Consider the following 16,806-nt stretch of genomic DNA (forward strand, 5'->3'; position numbering starts at 1 on the left):
ATGATGGGGATTAACGTACCTGCTGCGGTGCAGGTGATGACATCACGCACAGTTCTTTTATGTTTTTAAAGACAGAGCGGATCCCACCACGAACCGGCGGGAACTTGATCAGGGTAAAGCATCAAGATTGCCGGCAGGTAAACACCTCATGTATTTGAATTTAATCTGCACATTTTGTGGCACATTTGGGGGTGGTGTGGCCTTTCGGTGGACACACCAACATTTTTGACGCTCGGTATTAAGACTTATATACGCCTCGACCCAAAGTGTCGCACTGCTCCATCTTTCCGCTGTTATATCCGGCGAGGAAGGATTGTGCTCGGTCCTCAGAGGAGCCGTGTGTCCAGGTATCGGGGCGTACCTCGCCGCCAGAGCGGCGCTGGATGTTGTCGTCGCCCACGGCGCGGGCAGTGTTGACGGCGTCGGTGACCTGCTGTTCGGTGATCGTTTCGAGCAAAGCATCCTCACCCTTGTCGGCGTAGTGTGCCCACAGTCCGGCATAGCAATCCGCTTGCAGCTCAATCTTCACTGCGTTGGAGTCCTCGCCGGGTTCGTTGTAATTGGACAAGCTGAGTGTGCCCTCTAGCTTCTGAATGTGGTGGCCAAATTCGTGGGCGACGATATACATCTGTGCCAGAGGTGCATTATCCCCACCGAAGTTGCGGAGCTGATCGAAGAACGCGGTGTCGAAATAGGCGGACTCATCGGCCGGGCAGTAGAACGGCCCGGTGGCGCCGGAGGCTTGGCCACAGCCGGACATAGTGGTGTTGTTAAAGATGACGCGGCCGGGTTCGACGTACTCGATGCCTGCCTGATCCGGCAGCTGCTGGGCCCAGACCTTGTCGACGGACTGGGCGGCGAACATGACGCGGCAGTCGTCGTACTTATTGCCGTCCTCGGCAGTTTGGCAGTGTGCGAAGGCATCCTCTCCGCTTTCCTCTGGGCCGACCTGGGTTTGGTCGGGCTGAGGGCTGCTTTCGGTGATGTCACCAAGATCGCCGCCAAGCAAGAGATAGAGGCCAATGAGGAGGAGGGAGCCAATGCCGCCGCCGGTAGCGATCATGCCGCCGCGGCCCCCGCCGCCGGAGCTTGCTCGCTTGCCATCAAAGTTGGCGCCAGATTTGAAAGTCATGGTCCAGATTTTGCCATATGCGGGCGGTGATGTGCGTGTGATGAGGGGAGCTGCGTCAAGCGGGGGTACCAGTGCTCGACGTTCGGCGGCGCTCGGTGTTTACCCCAGCGCTGAGCAAGTCTGGTGCGGGCGGTAGACTTGGGCCGTTCAAGTTCTTGCATCCCTCGGCGCGTGCTGTCTACGCGTGGCGTGTGTGGGTGCGAGCGTCAACGATGAGAAGGGATTGAACGAGAGTGCTGCGTACACATTTGGCAGGCGAACTGCGCAAAGAGATGGCGGGGGAGACCGTCACCCTGACGGGTTGGGTGGCGCGCCGTCGCGACCACGGCGGTGTTATCTTCATTGACCTGCGTGATCGCTCCGGCGTTGCCCAGGTGGTTTTCCGTGAATCCGAGGTGGCTGAGCGCGCCCACGATCTGCGCTCCGAGTACTGCGTTAAGGTCACCGGCGTGGTGGAGCCCCGTCCAGAGGGTTCCGCTAACGCGAACCTGGCCTCCGGTGAGATTGAGGTCAACGTTACGGATCTGGAAGTGCTCAACAAGTCTGCAGCGCTGCCATTCCAGATCGATGATCCTTCTTCCTCCGGTGAGGTCGGCGAAGAGACTCGTCTGAAGTACCGCTACCTCGATCTGCGTCGGGAGCGCCAGCACGAGGCTCTGCGCCTGCGCTCGGCAGCTAACCGCGCCGCTCGCCAGGTCCTGGATAGCCATGATTTCACTGAAATCGAAACCCCGACCCTGACCCGTTCCACCCCGGAGGGCGCTCGTGACTTCCTCGTGCCCGCCCGCCTCAAGCCGGGCAGCTGGTACGCACTCCCGCAGTCGCCGCAGCTGTTTAAGCAGCTGCTCATGGTGGCCGGCATGGAGCGTTACTACCAAATCGCTCGCTGCTACCGCGATGAGGACTTCCGCGCGGACCGTCAGCCGGAGTTTACACAGCTCGACGTCGAGATGTCCTTCGTTGATCAGGACGATGTGATCGCTCTCGCGGAAGAAATCATCTCCGCCCTGTGGAAGCTCATCGGCTACGAGATCAAGACACCGATTCCGCGCATGACCTACGCAGACGCTATGAAGTACTACGGTTCCGATAAGCCGGACCTGCGCTTCGACATCAAGATCGTGGAATGCACCGAGTTCTTCAAGGACACCACTTTCCGCGTGTTCCAGAACGAGTACGTTGGCGCCGTCGTCATGGAAGGCGGAGCTTCCCAGCCGCGCCGTCAGTTCGATGCGTGGCAGGAATGGGCAAAGCAGCGCGGTGCGAAGGGCCTGGCTTACATCACCATCGCTGAGGACGGCACCTTGGGCGGCCCAGTGGCCAAGAACATTACTGATGCCGAGCGCGAGGGCATTGCTGAGCACGTCGGCGCCAAGCCGGGTGACGCCATCTTCTTCGCGGCTGGTGACACCAAGTCTTCTCGCGCTCTTCTGGGTGCAGCACGCGGCGAGATTGCAAAGAAGCTGGATCTCATCAAGGACGGCGACTGGGCCTTCACCTGGGTTGTGGACGCACCACTGTTCGAGCCTGCCGCTGATGCCACCGCCTCCGGCGACGTGGCTCTGGGCCACTCCAAGTGGACTGCGGTACACCACGCCTTCACTTCGCCGAAGCCGGAGTATCTGGACAACTTCGACGAGAACCCGGGTGAGGCGCTGGCCTACGCCTACGACATCGTCTGCAACGGCAACGAGATCGGCGGCGGATCTATCCGTATCCACGACCAGGACGTGCAGAAGCGTGTCTTCGACGTTATGGGCATCGGTGAGGAAGAAGCACAGGAAAAGTTCGGCTTCCTGCTCGACGCTTTCCAGTTTGGTGCCCCGCCGCACGGTGGTATCGCGTTCGGTTGGGACCGCATTGTCTCCCTGCTGGGCGGTTTCGACTCCATTCGTGACGTCATCGCCTTCCCGAAGTCCGGTGGCGGCGTGGATCCATTGACCGATGCTCCGGGCACCATTCCTGCCGAGCAGCGCAAGGAGACCGGCGTGGATTTCAAGCCGGAGAAGGCAGCCAAGGCCGCTCAGGGCGACAAGGCAGGGAAGGAGTCCTAGGTCGCTCAACTCGGTGATGTAGTTGGGCCTTCGATATGTGGAAGCAGGCAAGCAAGTGAATCCGATGGGACACGAGTCCAAGAAAAAATCTGTGGCGGATGCCGTGGTGGCGGAAGCCTCACAGATGCTCTCGCGCCGCTTTGGCGGGGAGCCTGAGCTTAGTGACGTCGAGCAACTCACTGGTTCGGGCAACGCCGTGGTGCTTCGTGCCCGCACGTCACCGAGTGCCTTTTTCCCGCATCGTTCGGTGGTCATCAAGTACAACCCAGTCACCGGGCACACCATTGATGACGCCGCCCTTCTGCGTGAGGTGGTGGCCTATCAGTTCACCACAGCGTTGTCCGAAGAGGTTCGCCCAGGCCCAGTACTGCTCGCACACGACGTCGAGAAGCGCATCTTGGTGCTGTCTGACGCCGGCGATGGCGACACCCTGGCGGACACTCTTGCCCGCAGCAATGACGAAGAACGCGGAGAGCTGCTCAGGTCCCTGGGCGGCGCGCTGGGCAAAATGCACGCGGGCACGGCTGGGCGCGAAGAGGATTACGAGGCTCTGCTGAACCGGCAGTTGCGCCGGCATCCCGAATACGCCGAGCACCAAGCCCTGCGGGATGAGTCTCTGAAAAGCTCCATCCTGATCGGTGCGGACATCCTCAGCGAAGCAGGACTGGAGCCACCAGAGCACGTCCGCGAACTAGCCCGCACCGCTATGCAGAGCTTTAGTTCTGGCCGCAACCGCGCTTTTACGCCCTTCGATCTGTCCCCAGACAACATCATCGTGGGGACAACACTGACCTTCCTGGATTATGAGTGGGCCGGTTTTCGCAACGTGGGCTTTGATGTAGCCTGCGTTGTCGCCGGCTTCCCACAGTTCCTCTTCAGCCGCCCGATTACGGATTCTGAGGCGGACGTCTTCATCCAAGCCTGGCAGCGCCGGGTCGTCGACGTGTGGCCGCAGCTGGCGGATGAGAAAACACTGCATGAGCTGATAGTCGCTTGTCTCATTGGTTGGGCTTTGTCGAGCGTGACCACCATGTATGCCGGTGGGATTGAAGGGGTAGTAGCACTGGCGGAGGGTAACGCCGAGATTTATCGTGACCCGCGTCGCTCGCTGCTGCGCCGCTCCGATCACGGCCCGTTCAGCGAGGATGAGCTCTTGATTCGGCGCGACCTTTATGAAACTTTCGAAGCGCTCTCACGTTTTGCCGCGCAGTGCAAGCACGATGGGTGCTCGACTGTTGCCGCTTTCGGTCGCGCTGTGGCCTCCCGTCTCCGGGAGTCCTGATGGGGCAGGAGTCACTCTTCGGCGACGACCAATCAGCGCCAAGCCTGCCGGGTGGCCCCGATATTTTTGCGACTCATTCGGGGTCACCGCTGGCCGCGCGCATGCGGCCGCAAAGCCTCGACGAAGTAGTGGGCCAAAAGCACCTTCTGGAACCCGGGACTCCGCTGCGCCGCCTCGTCGAGGGTTCCGGCGAGGCCTCCGTCATCCTGTACGGCCCGCCAGGCACCGGAAAAACGACCCTGGCTTCGCTGATCGCGTCCTCTCTGGGGGATAACTTCATCGGCCTGTCCGCCCTCGACTCCGGCGTCAAGCAGGTACGGGAAGTCATCACGCATGCTCGCCGCGAGCTGATTGAGGGCCGCCGCACAGTGCTCTTTATCGATGAGGTGCACCGCTTTTCCAAAACCCAGCAGGACGCATTGCTGGCTGCGGTGGAAAACCGGACGGTGCTGCTCGTGGCAGCTACCACCGAGAACCCCTCCTTCTCCGTGGTGGCGCCGCTGCTCTCGCGTTCGCTGCTGCTTCATTTGGAGCCGCTTGACGACGCCTCCCTGCGCACTCTCGCCGAGCGAGCGCTGACGAGTGAGCGTGGCTTGGCCGGGCGAATCACCGCAACGGAAGACGCTCTGGACCAACTGGTGTTGCTCGCCGGGGGAGATGCGCGGCGAACGCTGACCTACCTCGAGGCTGCGGCCGAGGCGGTACCGGATGGCGGCGAGCTGACCGTTGACATCCTTAAAGACAACGTCAACCGCGCCGTGGTGCGCTATGACCGTGACGGCGATCAGCACTATGACGTAGTCTCCGCGTTCATCAAGTCCATCCGCGGCTCCGACGTGGACGCCGCATTGCACTACCTTGCCCGCATGATTGAGGCCGGCGAAGACCCGCGCTTCATCGCGCGCCGGCTCATCGTGCACGCCTCCGAGGACGTTGGGATGGCGGATCCCACCGCTTTGCCCACCGCCGTGGCCGCGGCGGAGGCTGCGGCCCTGATTGGCCTGCCCGAGGCGCGCATCCCGCTGGCCCAGGCCACGATCCACCTGGCCACGGCGCCGAAGTCGAATTCCGTTATTAATGCCATCAACGCTGCCCAAGCCGATGTTCAGGCAGGTAAGAGCGGGCACGTCCCGCCGCACCTGCGCGACGGGCACTACGAGGGCGCTAAGCGCTTGGGTAACGCCGTCGGCTACCGGTACCCGCATGATGATCCACGCGGTGTGCTAGCCCAGCAGTATCTGCCGGAGACGCTGACCGATGCCGAGTATTATCAGCCCACCGACCACGGTGCGGAAAAACGGGTGCGCGAGTACCTGGGGAGGTTGCGGGACATCATCCGGGGGCGGCGTCGCTAAGCAGAGCACCGGACGGGTAAAGTTGAGCGCTGACTAGAAACCATTCAACAGTGAAGGACTTTTGCTCGTGAAGACTCATGAGATCCGGGAACGCTTTACCCAGCACTTCGTCAAGGCCGGCCACCAGGCCGTGCCCAGCGCATCGCTGATCCTGGATGACCCGAACCTGCTCTTCGTCAACGCCGGCATGGTTCCCTTCAAGCCCTACTTCTTGGGCCAGCAGAACCCGCCTTTTGCTAACGGTACGGCGACCTCTATCCAGAAGTGCGTGCGCACCTTGGATATCGAGGAAGTGGGCATTACCACCCGCCACAACACCTTCTTCCAGATGGCAGGCAACTTCTCCTTTGGCCAGTACTTCAAGGAGGGGGCCATTACCCACGCCTGGAACCTGCTGACGAGCTCGGTAGAGGATGGCGGCTTGGGGCTAGACCCCGAGCGTTTGTGGGTCACGGTCTACCTCGATGACGATGAAGCAGCCGATATCTGGCACAACAAGATCGGTGTTCCCCGCGAACGCATTCAGCGCCTCGGCATGGAGGATAATTACTGGTCCATGGGTATTCCTGGCCCGTGTGGTCCGTGCTCTGAGATTTACTATGACCGCGGCCCGGAGTATGGCCAGGACGGTGGTCCAGTCGCGGACGATAACCGTTACATGGAGATCTGGAACCTGGTCTTCATGCAGAACGAGCGCGGCGAAGGCATCGGCAAGGGCAACTTTGAGATCGTGGGCGAGCTGCCCAAGAAGAACATCGATACCGGCATGGGCATCGAGCGCGTTGCCTGCATCCTGCAAGGCGTGGACAATGTGTACGAGACGGACCTGCTGCGCCCGGTCATTGACGTTGCTGAGGAGCTCACCGGGGCGAAATACACGCCCGATGCACCGAAGGAAGATTTGATCCGCTTCCGCGTGGTGGCGGACCACTCGCGCACCGGCATGATGCTCATCCTGGATGGCGTTACTCCCGGCAACGAGGGCCGTGGCTACATCCTGCGCCGACTGCTGCGCCGCATCATCCGCTCCGCCAAGCTGCTGGGTGCGAAGGGTGAGACCATGGAGCGCTTCATGAACACCATCATGGACACCATGACTCCGTCCTACCCGGAGATTGCGGAGAACCGTGAGCGCATCCTGCGCGTCGCCGTGGCGGAGGAGAAGGCCTTCCTCAAGACCCTGGAGTCGGGCACCAAGCTTTTCGACGAAGCTGTCGACGAGCTAAAGAGCACCTCCCGCGCGGCCACCCCGAAGGTGCTGTCCGGTGAGAAGGCGTTTGAACTGCACGATACCTATGGATTCCCCATCGACTTGACATTGGAGATGGCCCAAGAAGCTGGCCTTAGCGTGGACATGGAGGGCTTTGATGCCGCCATGGGCGAGCAGCGCCGCCGTGCCAAAGCTGATAACCAGGCTAAGAAGCATGGTCACGCCGACTTGTCGCTCTACCGCGAGTGGGTGGATAACCATCCGACTCTGTTCACGGGCTACGAGACCTTGGAGTCCGAAGCCAAGGTACTCGGCCTCGTCCGCGATGGCGAGAAGGTCTCTGAAGTCCAAGCAGGCGACACCGTCGAGGTAATTCTGGACCAGTCGCCGCTCTACGCCGAAGCCGGTGGCCAGACCGCCGACCGAGGCCGGATCATTGCCGGTGAAACCCTCCTTGAGGTCAATGACGTGCAGAAGATCGGCAAGAGGCTGTGGGTCCACAAAGCTACGGTGACCGCTGGTGGCCTTGAACTGGGCACTGGCGTAACAGCCGAGGTAGACCAGCAGTGGCGCCACGGTGCCGTGCAGGCGCACTCCGCCACGCACCTCATCCACGCCGCGCTGCGCCAGGTGCTGGGGCCGACCGCTGTCCAGGCTGGCTCCTTGAACCGACCGGGTTACTTGCGCTTTGACTTTAACTACACCGACCAGCTCACCCAGGAGCAGCTCGATGAGATCGCTTTGGTGACTAACCAGGCGGTAGACCAGCACTTCCCGGTCAATACCATCGAGACTTCCTTGGACAAGGCCAAGGAGATGGGCGCGATGGCCCTGTTCGGTGAGAACTATGGTTCCGAGGTCCGCGTCGTGGAGATGGGAGGGCCCTTCTCCATCGAGCTGTGCGGCGGTACGCACGTGAAGAACACCGCAGAGATCGGTCCAGTGTCTGTCCTTGGTGAATCCTCCGTGGGTTCCGGTGCGCGCCGCATCGAGGCCTATTCGGGCTTGGATGCCTTCCGTTACTACTCCAAGGAAGCAGCCCTGGTGGAAGGTGTGTCTCGCGAGCTGAAGGTCCAGACCGAGGACCTGCCGGAGCGCATCGCGCAGCTGACGGAGAAGCTCAAGGCCGCAGAGAAGCAGATTGCAGAGCTGCACAAGGCCCAGCTCATGTCCCAGACTGCGGACATGATCTCTACGGCGAAGACCGTCAACGATTTCACCATCGTGGCCGTCAAGCTCCCTAAGGGTGTGAACGGCGGTGACCTGCGCACGCTGGCTTCCGACATTAAGAACCGCCTCGGTGATGTCGCTGGTGTGGTCGTCTTGGCATCGGAGAATGAGGGCGGCAAGCTGCCATTCATCGTGGGTGCCACCAGGGCAGCAATTGAGCGCGGTGTCAAGGCTGGTGACTTGGTTAAGCTGGTGTCCGGCTACGTTGATGGCAAGGGCGGCGGCAAGCCGGATATGGCTCAAGGCTCCGGCGCAAACGCCGAAGGCCTGCAAGCTGCCTTCGACGCCGTCCGTGATGAGCTCGAAACCCACTAATGGATGCGCACGAGTAGGTGTGCAGAAGTAGCTGACTCTCAGGACCAGGAGGAACACCATGGCCGTAGAGCCCGATAAGCCAGGAGTAGACGATCCCGGACCAGGGCGCCGGTTGGGTCTCGACGTCGGAACTGTCCGCATCGGCGTGGCGGTTTCCGATCGGGATGCCCGCCTGGCTATGCCGGTCGAGACCGTCCGCCGCGAAACCGGGTTTAAGGACCGCGACAAGGGTGACATCGACCGACTGCTTGAGCTTATTCACGAGTATGACGTCGTCGAGGTGGCGGTCGGTTTGCCGCGTGATCTCAAGGGCAACGGCTCATCAAGTGTTAAACATGCCAAAGAAATCGCGTTTCGTATCCGCCGCCGCTTGGCAAAAGATGACACGATAAACACACCTCCGCCTGTGCGCATGGTGGATGAGCGTCTCACCACAGTGGTGGCATCATCTGCACTGCGAGCCTCTGGCGTGTCAGAGAGACGCGGCCGTTCGGTTATCGACCAAGCGGCCGCGGTGGAAATTTTGCAATCCTGGCTGGATGCGCGCCATTTCGCGTTGAACGGCCACAGCCCTTCAAACCTAGGAGACGAAGTACGTGAGCCGTAAACCTTCACGCATCGGACGCTCGATGGAACCCCAGTACGTCAAGCGCCGCCAGCGCGGCATGGCCGTGCTTATTGCCAGCCTTGTCCTCATCATCGGCGGCCTCGGCTACATCGGTTTCCGCCTGTTGGGAGGGGGCAATACCTTGGACTATGAGGGACAAGGCAATGGTGTAACACAGCTCGTTCAGGTCCCGGAAGGCTCATCCATGGGAGAACTGGCACCTGAGCTAGCAGAAAAGAATGTGGTGAAGACGCCTGAGGCTTTCTCTTCGGCGGCCAATTCCAATCCGCGCGCGAGCCAAATCAAGCCCGGGTTTTACCGTCTCCAAGAGGAGATGAGTGCCAAATCCGCCGTGGAGGCACTGCTTGATGACGCCAACATGGTGGACTTGCTCGACGTGCACGGCGGAGCGACGTTGCTGGACGTCAACGTACTGGGGGGCGATGTCCGGTTTGGTATTTACTCCCTGATCTCGCAGGTCTCCTGTAAGGAGGGTGGTTGCGTATCCGCCGAGGAACTAGAGAAGATCGCGGCCACGGTAGACCCAGCCGAACTGGGTGCGCCGGACTGGGCCGTGGAGGAAGTCCGTGCCCGCGGCGAGGATCCCAAGCGTATTGAGGGGCTTATCGCCCCGGGACAGTACGTGCTTGACCCGAACATGGATGCCCAGGAGATCCTGACCGATCTCATCACTCGTTCGACGAAGAAGTACAACGACACCAACATTGTCGACCGCGCCCAGGCCATTGGCCTGAAACCCTATGAGCTTCTGACCGCAGCATCCCTGGTGGAGCGTGAGTCGCCGGCCGGTGAATTCGACAAGGTTGCGCGCGTCATCCTCAACCGCCTCGACGAGCCGATGCGCTTGGAGTTGGACTCCACTGTGAACTACGGGCTCGAGGACGTCGAGCTGGCCACCACCGATGAGGACCGTAACCGCGAGACCCCGTGGAATACCTATGCGAAGGATGGTCTTCCGGATTCCCCGATCGCCTCGCCGTCGGAGGAGGCCATCCAGGCTATGGAGAACCCGGCAGAGGGCAATTGGCTCTTCTTCGTCACGGTTGATGACAAGGGCACGACGGTCTTTACCGACAACTATGATGAGCACCTCGCCAACGTCGATGATGCGGTGCGCTCTGGCATCCTGGACAGCCAGCGCGAAGGCGCCGGCGAGCCACCAGCAGAGGAGCAGTAATAGGATGCCGCGCGCCGCAGTTTTAGGCAGCCCCATCGAGCATTCGTTATCCCCGGTCCTCCATAAGGCCGGCTATGATGCGCTGAATCTGAAGGACTGGGATTACACCAGGTTCGAGGTGACCGACTTGGCTGCCTTCCTCGCCGAGGTAGGGGAAGAGTACCGAGGTTTCTCGGTGACCATGCCATTGAAGTTCGACGCCTTGGCTTGCGCAGACATCGTGAGCGAGCGCGCCAAGCTCATCGGCTCTGCGAATACCTTGGTGCGCACCGCGGAGGGGTGGCGCGCGGACAACACGGATACGGAAGGCGTGCTGGGCGCACTCGATGAGCTGCTGGGCTCTTCCCAGCCGTCTTCGGCGCTGCTCATCGGCGCTGGTGGAACCGCGCGGCCGGTCCTGTGGGGGCTAGCCCAGCGTGGTGTTAACGATGTCACCGTGCTCAATCGCTCAGATCGTCGTGCTGAACTACGGCCGCTAGGGGACGCCCTTGGCCTCTCCCTCCACTCAGCATCTTTTGGTGATGATCTCGCGGGGTTAGCGCGCTCGGTGGACCTCATCGTCTCCACTGTTCCCTCCGCCGCCGTGGAAGAGCATCTGACCCAGTTGGCCAAGGCTCCGGTGTTCGACGTTATCTACGATCCATGGCCTACGCCTTTAACTGTGTATGCGGCTGCTGATGGCTATCCGACCGTCGGCGGGCACATCATGCTGGCCAACCAGGCTTATTCGCAGTTTGAACAATTTACCGGGCACACCGCCCCGCGGGCAGAGATGCTGGCTGCTCTCAACGCTGCGCTCAAGCTGCCTTAATCAACAGCATGCGCGGCAGCACCCCGCACGGTAGGCTGCGCAGTCATGGGGGATGTGCTTTTTCTGGCGTGGGGGTGCGCCTTAATCGTTTATGACCTGCGTTTCAAACGCCTGCCCAACTATCTGACACTGCCGGCCGCCGTGCTGTCGCTGTGGTGGTTCGACCCAGCCGGGCTGCTATGGCCGGGGCTTTATATTCTGGTTGCCTTGCTGAGCCGTGCCGGAAGCGTGGGCGGGGGTGATCTCAAGCTGGCGTTGCCACTGGGCATGGTGACCGCCCACGCGGCGGGAGTACCAGGGGTAGCGTTAGCGATGGTAGGGGCGTCGCTGAGCACGCTGCTCTGGGGGTTCATAACGCAGGATCGGAAACCCGCGCACGGGCCCGGCATGCTCATTGCTGCAGCCCTTGTCGTGTTCTTTAGCCCCGACACGGTGTGATAGACGGCCCAGTGCCCCCGAAAGATCCCCTAGCGTGTGATAATAGTCCGCATGCTTCGTTGGACTACCGCAGGTGAATCTCACGGCCAGGCACTCGTTGCACTCATCGAGCACATGCCCGCCGGGGTTCCCGTTTCCCAAGACGACATCGCTCTCCAGCTCTCTCGCCGCCGCCTCGGCTATGGCCGCGGTGCCCGCATGAAGTTCGAGGCCGATGAGCTCACCTTGCTCAGTGGCATTCGCCACGGACTGACTCTGGGCAGCCCAATTGCCATCATGATCGGCAACACGGAGTGGCCGAAGTGGACCACCATCATGTCCCCGGACGCGCTCGATCTCGATGACCCGGAGACCGCTAAGGCGATGGCATCTGGCCGCGGCGCCCCGCTCACTCGTCCCCGCCCGGGGCATGCCGATTTCGCCGGCATGGTGAAGTTTGATCACGCGGAGGCTCGTCCGATTCTGGAGCGTTCCTCCGCACGCGAGACCGCTGCTCGCGTCGCCGCGGCCACGGTCGCGCGCAACTTCCTCCGCGAAACCCTGGGAGTCGAGGTGCTGTCCCACGTCATCTCCATCGGTGCCTCAGAACCTTATGAGGGCCCGCATCCTAGCTTCGCGGACCTTGAGGCTATCGACGCTTCACCGGTACGCGCCTGCGATAAGGCGGCGGAAGAGTCCATGATCGCAGAAATCGAAACCGCGAAAAAGCAGGGAGACACTCTGGGCGGCATTGTCGAGGTGATCGTGGAAGGCCTGCCGATTGGCTTGGGCTCGCACACCTCGGGTGAAGACCGCCTCGACGCACAGCTCGCCGCCGCCTTGATGGGGATTCAGGCGATCAAGGGCGTCGAGGTCGGCGATGGCTTCGCTGAGGCCCGCCGCCGCGGGAGCGAAGCGCACGATGAAATGGTCCGCACAGACAATGGCGTGGATCGTGAGACTAACCGCGCTGGTGGTCTGGAAGGCGGCATGACCAACGGCCAGACGCTGCGCGTCCGCGCGGCGATGAAGCCGATTTCCACGGTCCCGCGTGCGCTCAAGACGGTCGACATGGCCACAGGTGGGGCGGCTACCGCTATTCACCAACGTTCCGACGTCTGCGCGGTACCGGCTGCCGGTGTCGTGGCAGAGGCGATGGTGGCGCTCGTTCTCGCGCGTGCGGTGCTGGAGAAATTCGGCGGCGATAGCCTCGCCGAAACCAAGCGCAACATCGCTGCCTACCAGGACTACGTGGCAGGCCGACTGGAGTGGGGTGACGCATGAACTCCCCACACGTCGTCCTTGTAGGACCTCCAGGTGCCGGCAAAACCACGATTGGTCGCCGCCTGTCGCGGGCACTGAATTGCGACGTTGTTGATACCGACAGCCTCATTGAGGCGCGCTATGGAAAGAAGTGCGGCGAGATTTTCTCCGAGCTGGGTGAGCCGGAATTCCGCGAAGTGGAAGCCGAGGTCGTGCGCGAGGCGCTGGCTACCACCGGGGTGGTGAGCCTGGGTGGCGGTGCCGTGCTGACAGAATCGACCCGTGACTTGCTCGATAGCCTGACCGTCGTCTACCTCGGCATCACACCCGAAGAAGGCGTCACCCGCACGATGGGGGGTACCAACCGCCCGATTCTCGAGTCGGCGGATCCTCTCGCGCGTTATTCCCAACTCTTGGAGGAGCGACGGCCGCTCTACACCAAGGTTGCGGATTTAAAGGTACGCACAGGCGTGCGCTCCCCGCAGCAGGTGGTGGGCGATATTTTGAGCTTCCTTGAGACTCTCTAAGACACTGGCTTATTGTCACTCCACCCCCGCGACGACTAATGAAGACGACTACTAGCGCTGCTGAAGGAGCCGCTCCCATGCACACCATTCCGGTTAACGGACCATCCCCCTACGAGGTCACGATTGGTAGTGGCCTCAGTGCTGCGATGATTGAGCGCGCCGCGGGCATTGGTGCGGCAAAGGTGGCGATTATCCACCAGCCGCCGCTGGCCCAAGCTGCCAGCAAACTCGCTGAGCAAGCCAGCACACAGGGCCTCGAGGCCACCCCGGTCGAGGTTCCCGATGCCGAGGCTGCCAAGCAGCTTGATGTATTGGCACGTCTGTGGGATGTGTTTGGTGACGCTGGGTTTAGCCGCCGCGATGCAGTCATCGGCCTCGGCGGCGGTGCCGTCACAGATTTGGCGGGTTTTGCTGCGGCAACGTGGATGCGCGGCATCCCGGTTATTCAGGCTCCGACGACGCTGCTGGCGATGGTTGATGCTGCCGTGGGCGGGAAGACAGGTATCAACACAGCCGCAGGAAAGAACCTCGTTGGGGCGTTCCACGAGCCGGATTCAGTCTTCGTCGACCTGGATCACCTGCGCACGCTGCCCGAAGACGAGATCATCGCTGGCTCCGCAGAAATCATCAAGACTGGTTTCATCCACGATCCACGCATCATCGAGCACTATCTAGCGGACCCCGCCGCTTGCCTCAAACCGGAAGGCCTGCTTCCTGAACTCATCGAGCGGTCCATTGCCGTCAAGGCGCACGTGGTGGGCCAGGACTTGAAGGAGTCCGGTCTGCGCGAAACCCTCAATTACGGCCATACCTTCGGCCACGCTGTGGAACGCCGCGAGAATTACTCGTGGCGCCACGGCCGTGCTGTGGCGGTGGGCATGATGTTTATTGCGCACCTGTCCCACGCTCGGGGGCTTATCGACGCCACCCTCGTCGCCACCCACCGAGACATCCTCACCCGGATTGGGCTGCCCACCACCTATGAGCAGGGGCACTTCGAGGAGTTGCTCGACGGCATGCGGCACGACAAGAAGAACCGCGAGGGTCGCATCCGCTTCGTCGCGCTCACTGGTATTGGGGAAACAACCCGCCTCGAAGACGCCACAGAGGAGGAGTTGCGCGCAGCTTACGCGCAACTGGCCTCGTAGAGTTTCAGCTGACCCCCTAAAGCTTCAAGGAGTTCGCCATGACCATCCTCGTTCTCAACGGTCCCAACCTGAACCGTTTGGGCAAACGCCAGCCAGAGATTTACGGAAGCGAAAGCCTAGCGGATATCGAAAGCCGCGTGCGCGCCGCGGCGGGGGAGGAAGAGATCGTCTTCTTCCAGTCCAACCATGAGGGCGAACTCATCGAGCAGGTGCATCGAGCCGCCGACGAAGGCTGGCCCGTCATCATCAACCCAGGCGGCTTTACCCACACCTCGGTGGCGCTACGGGATGCCTTGGCGGAGGTAGCCGATGGCGCCGGTTTCGTCGAGGTTCATCTCTCCAACGTGCATGCACGCGAGGCTTTCCGCCAACACTCTTACCTCAGTCCACTCGCGCGCGGTGTTATCGCAGGGCTGGGCTCGTACGGCTACGTCGCGGCACTGGGGTACCTACTGGCAAATTAGCTATCATGGAGTATCGCTTGAAAATGAATGGAGTGGTTCTCTCATGGCATTAGCCGATACTCGTTATAGCAACCGTCGCCGTAAGCTTATGACCGAGCTGTCCGGCCAGCGTATTGACGCCATTATTGTTACCCACTTGACGCACGTGCGCTACCTGACGGGTTTTTCCGGCTCGAATGGCGGTTTGTTGCTCCGCAAGGATCTCTCCGCGCTCATGGCAACTGATGGCCGCTACACAACCCAGATTGCACAGGAAGTCCCGGATATCGAAGCCAGCCTTGGCCGCGATGTGGGCCCGCACCTGCTGGAGAAGGTATCCGATGATCTGCGGGTTGGCTACGAGGCGGACTATGTCACTGTTGCGCAACTCGAGCGTCTGGAGAAGGCGACGCCCGAAGGCGTGACGCTGGTTCCAGTCACCGGGGTGATTGAGAAGATTCGCTTGGTCAAGGACAACATTGAGCTTCAGAAACTGGAGGAAATTGCCGCTTTGGCAAACCAGGCGCTCACCGATCTTATCGAGGCGGGTGAGGTAGCTGCTGGCCGCACAGAGCGACAGGTCGCTGCTGACTTGGAATACCGCATGCGCATGCTCGGTTCGGAGCGCGTGAGCTTTGACACCATCGTGGCCTCCGGCGAGAACTCCGCTAAACCCCACCACGGCGCGGATGACCGCGAGCTGCGCAAGGGTGACCTGGTCACGATCGACTTCGGAGCCCACCTGCGCGGCTTTAACTCCGACTGCACACGCACCTTCGCTATCGGTGAGGTCACCGACTTTGCCCGCGAGATCTATGACGTCGTGCTGCGGGCCCAGGAAGCAGGCGTCAAGGCTGCGGTGCCGGGCGCGAAGCTTGTCGACGTTGACGCGGCCTGCCGCGACATTATTGCCGACGCCGGCTATGGCGAGTACTTCGTCCACTCCACCGGTCACGGCATCGGTCTTGACGTGCACGAAGGCCCCTCCGCAGCGAAAACCGGAAAGGGCGAGTTGGCTGAAGGCATGACATTGACCATCGAGCCAGGCATTTACATCCCGGGCAAGGGCGGCGTTCGTATCGAGGACAGTCTTTTCATTACCTCCGGTGCAGCGAAGATCATTACGCCCTACCCGAAGGAACTTCAGGTGCTGTAGCCAGCACCCCTTCGCTCCGCTGGTGCCGTGCGTACGGTATGCTTAGACACTGTTTTCATAGTTTCGACTACAAGTAACTTGGGAGAGTCATTTCATGGCAGATACCACTGATTTCAAGAACGGTCTCGTTCTGAAGATCGACAACAAGCTGCAGCAGATTGTTGAGTTTCAGCATGTGAAGCCGGGCAAGGGCCCAGCTTTCGTGCGTACCAAGCTCAAGGACGTGGTCTCTGGCAAGGTAACGGACAAGACTTTCAACGCTGGCGTGAAGGTGGAGACCGCTAACGTCGACCGCCGCGACATGACCTACCTGTACAACGATGGCCAGAACTACGTGGTCATGGATGATAAGACCTACGAGCAGTACGAGCTGCCATTTGACAAGTTCGGCGACGCCGGCAAGTTCCTTCTGGAAAACATGCGCGTCCAGGTCTCCTTCCACGACGGTGAGGCTCTGTTCGGTGAGCTGCCGATCTCCGTTGACCTGAAGGTGGAGCACACTGAGCCGGGTCTGCAGGGTGACCGCTCCAGCGGCGGCACTAAGCCGGCGACGCTCGAGACCGGTGCTGAGATCCAGGTTCCGTTGTTCATTGAGACCGGTAACACCCTCAAGATCGATACGCGTACTGGCGAGTACCTGTCTCGCGTTAACAACTAA

Annotated in this window: 15 protein-coding genes; 14 read left to right on the top strand and 1 reads right to left on the bottom strand. The window is 61.1% G+C overall.

The features are described from left to right. Positions 1-238: 238 nt before the first annotated feature. A complete protein-coding gene (locus HMPREF2635_RS04055; protein ID WP_049154573.1) occupies positions 239-1,132 on the bottom strand; it encodes a KPN_02809 family neutral zinc metallopeptidase in 894 nt (297 codons plus the stop codon). Between the two features lie 233 nt (positions 1,133-1,365). On the opposite strand from HMPREF2635_RS04055, the gene aspS reads away from it, so the two are divergent. The 14 genes from aspS (at position 1,366) to efp (ending at position 16,806) form a co-directional block, all read left to right on the top strand. After that, positions 1,366-3,186 carry an aspartate--tRNA ligase gene (gene aspS, locus HMPREF2635_RS04060; protein WP_049154574.1) on the top strand — a complete coding sequence of 607 codons (1,821 nt, stop codon included), beginning with the start codon at positions 1,366-1,368 and terminating at the stop codon, positions 3,184-3,186. Positions 3,187-3,250: 64 nt separating this feature from the next. Next, complete coding sequence (locus tag HMPREF2635_RS04065) at positions 3,251-4,468, top strand: phosphotransferase family protein (RefSeq protein ID WP_070516934.1); 1,218 nt, start codon at positions 3,251-3,253, stop codon at positions 4,466-4,468. Further along, positions 4,468-5,823, top strand: a complete 1,356-nt coding sequence (locus HMPREF2635_RS04070; protein ID WP_046648563.1) for a replication-associated recombination protein A — start codon at positions 4,468-4,470, stop codon at positions 5,821-5,823. Before HMPREF2635_RS04065 ends, HMPREF2635_RS04070 begins: the two co-directional genes overlap by 1 nt. Positions 5,824-5,890: 67 nt before the next feature. Further along, the gene (gene alaS / locus HMPREF2635_RS04075) at positions 5,891-8,578 is read left to right on the top strand and encodes an alanine--tRNA ligase (protein WP_070821310.1); all 2,688 of its coding nucleotides are present in this window, start codon (positions 5,891-5,893) and stop codon (positions 8,576-8,578) included. Between the two features lie 58 nt (positions 8,579-8,636). Further along, the gene (gene ruvX / locus HMPREF2635_RS04080) at positions 8,637-9,185 is read left to right on the top strand and encodes a Holliday junction resolvase RuvX (RefSeq protein WP_070516938.1); all 549 of its coding nucleotides are present in this window, start codon (positions 8,637-8,639) and stop codon (positions 9,183-9,185) included. 22 nt (positions 9,186-9,207) lie between these two features. Continuing rightward, entirely contained in the window at positions 9,208-10,383 is a 1,176-nt protein-coding gene (gene mltG / locus HMPREF2635_RS04085) for an endolytic transglycosylase MltG (RefSeq protein ID WP_070513327.1), read from the top strand. Between the two features lie 4 nt (positions 10,384-10,387). Continuing rightward, positions 10,388-11,194 carry a shikimate dehydrogenase gene (locus HMPREF2635_RS04090; protein WP_070545642.1) on the top strand — a complete coding sequence of 269 codons (807 nt, stop codon included), beginning with the start codon at positions 10,388-10,390 and terminating at the stop codon, positions 11,192-11,194. A gap of 45 nt (positions 11,195-11,239) precedes the next feature. Next, positions 11,240-11,632, top strand: coding sequence for a prepilin peptidase (locus HMPREF2635_RS04095; RefSeq protein ID WP_070545646.1), 393 nt, complete (start codon positions 11,240-11,242; stop codon positions 11,630-11,632). Positions 11,633-11,683: 51 nt separating this feature from the next. Beyond that, positions 11,684-12,895, top strand: coding sequence for a chorismate synthase (gene aroC / locus HMPREF2635_RS04100; protein ID WP_070513255.1), 1,212 nt, complete (start codon positions 11,684-11,686; stop codon positions 12,893-12,895). Next, a complete protein-coding gene (locus HMPREF2635_RS04105) occupies positions 12,892-13,401 on the top strand; it encodes a shikimate kinase (RefSeq protein ID WP_070821311.1) in 510 nt (169 codons plus the stop codon). The genes aroC and HMPREF2635_RS04105 overlap by 4 nt, the downstream gene beginning before the upstream one ends. A gap of 77 nt (positions 13,402-13,478) precedes the next feature. Then, on the top strand, positions 13,479-14,549 hold the full coding sequence (aroB, locus tag HMPREF2635_RS04110; RefSeq protein ID WP_070513257.1) for a 3-dehydroquinate synthase: 1,071 nt from the start codon (positions 13,479-13,481) through the stop codon (positions 14,547-14,549). A 38-nt stretch (positions 14,550-14,587) separates the two neighbouring features. Beyond that, on the top strand, positions 14,588-15,013 hold the full coding sequence (aroQ, locus tag HMPREF2635_RS04115) for a type II 3-dehydroquinate dehydratase (protein WP_046648552.1): 426 nt from the start codon (positions 14,588-14,590) through the stop codon (positions 15,011-15,013). Positions 15,014-15,056: 43 nt separating this feature from the next. Continuing rightward, positions 15,057-16,148 carry a M24 family metallopeptidase gene (locus HMPREF2635_RS04120; RefSeq protein WP_049154584.1) on the top strand — a complete coding sequence of 364 codons (1,092 nt, stop codon included), beginning with the start codon at positions 15,057-15,059 and terminating at the stop codon, positions 16,146-16,148. Between the two features lie 94 nt (positions 16,149-16,242). Continuing rightward, positions 16,243-16,806: an elongation factor P gene (gene efp / locus HMPREF2635_RS04125; protein WP_046648551.1), complete on the top strand. Its 564-nt coding sequence runs from the start codon at positions 16,243-16,245 to the stop codon at positions 16,804-16,806.

Origin of the sequence: Corynebacterium sp. HMSC035E02 (assembly GCF_001836065.1) — a bacterium.
Classification (GTDB): domain Bacteria; phylum Actinomycetota; class Actinomycetes; order Mycobacteriales; family Mycobacteriaceae; genus Corynebacterium; species Corynebacterium hiratae.

Bases quoted from the DNA above. Each gene is read 5' to 3' on its own strand.
- HMPREF2635_RS04055 (WP_049154573.1), bottom strand. From the start codon at position 1,132: ATGACTTTCAAATCTGGCGCCAACTTTGATGGCAAGCGAGCAAGCTCC.
- HMPREF2635_RS04065 (WP_070516934.1), top strand. From the start codon at position 3,251: ATGGGACACGAGTCCAAGAAAAAATCTGTGGCGGATGCCGTGGTGGCG.
- HMPREF2635_RS04070 (WP_046648563.1), top strand. From the start codon at position 4,468: ATGGGGCAGGAGTCACTCTTCGGCGACGACCAATCAGCGCCAAGCCTG.
- ruvX (WP_070516938.1), top strand. From the start codon at position 8,637: ATGGCCGTAGAGCCCGATAAGCCAGGAGTAGACGATCCCGGACCAGGG.
- mltG (WP_070513327.1), top strand. From the start codon at position 9,208: ATGGAACCCCAGTACGTCAAGCGCCGCCAGCGCGGCATGGCCGTGCTT.
- HMPREF2635_RS04090 (WP_070545642.1), top strand. From the start codon at position 10,388: ATGCCGCGCGCCGCAGTTTTAGGCAGCCCCATCGAGCATTCGTTATCC.
- HMPREF2635_RS04095 (WP_070545646.1), top strand. From the start codon at position 11,240: ATGGGGGATGTGCTTTTTCTGGCGTGGGGGTGCGCCTTAATCGTTTAT.
- aroC (WP_070513255.1), top strand. From the start codon at position 11,684: ATGCTTCGTTGGACTACCGCAGGTGAATCTCACGGCCAGGCACTCGTT.
- HMPREF2635_RS04105 (WP_070821311.1), top strand. From the start codon at position 12,892: ATGAACTCCCCACACGTCGTCCTTGTAGGACCTCCAGGTGCCGGCAAA.
- aroB (WP_070513257.1), top strand. From the start codon at position 13,479: ATGCACACCATTCCGGTTAACGGACCATCCCCCTACGAGGTCACGATT.
- aroQ (WP_046648552.1), top strand. From the start codon at position 14,588: ATGACCATCCTCGTTCTCAACGGTCCCAACCTGAACCGTTTGGGCAAA.
- HMPREF2635_RS04120 (WP_049154584.1), top strand. From the start codon at position 15,057: ATGGCATTAGCCGATACTCGTTATAGCAACCGTCGCCGTAAGCTTATG.
- efp (WP_046648551.1), top strand. From the start codon at position 16,243: ATGGCAGATACCACTGATTTCAAGAACGGTCTCGTTCTGAAGATCGAC.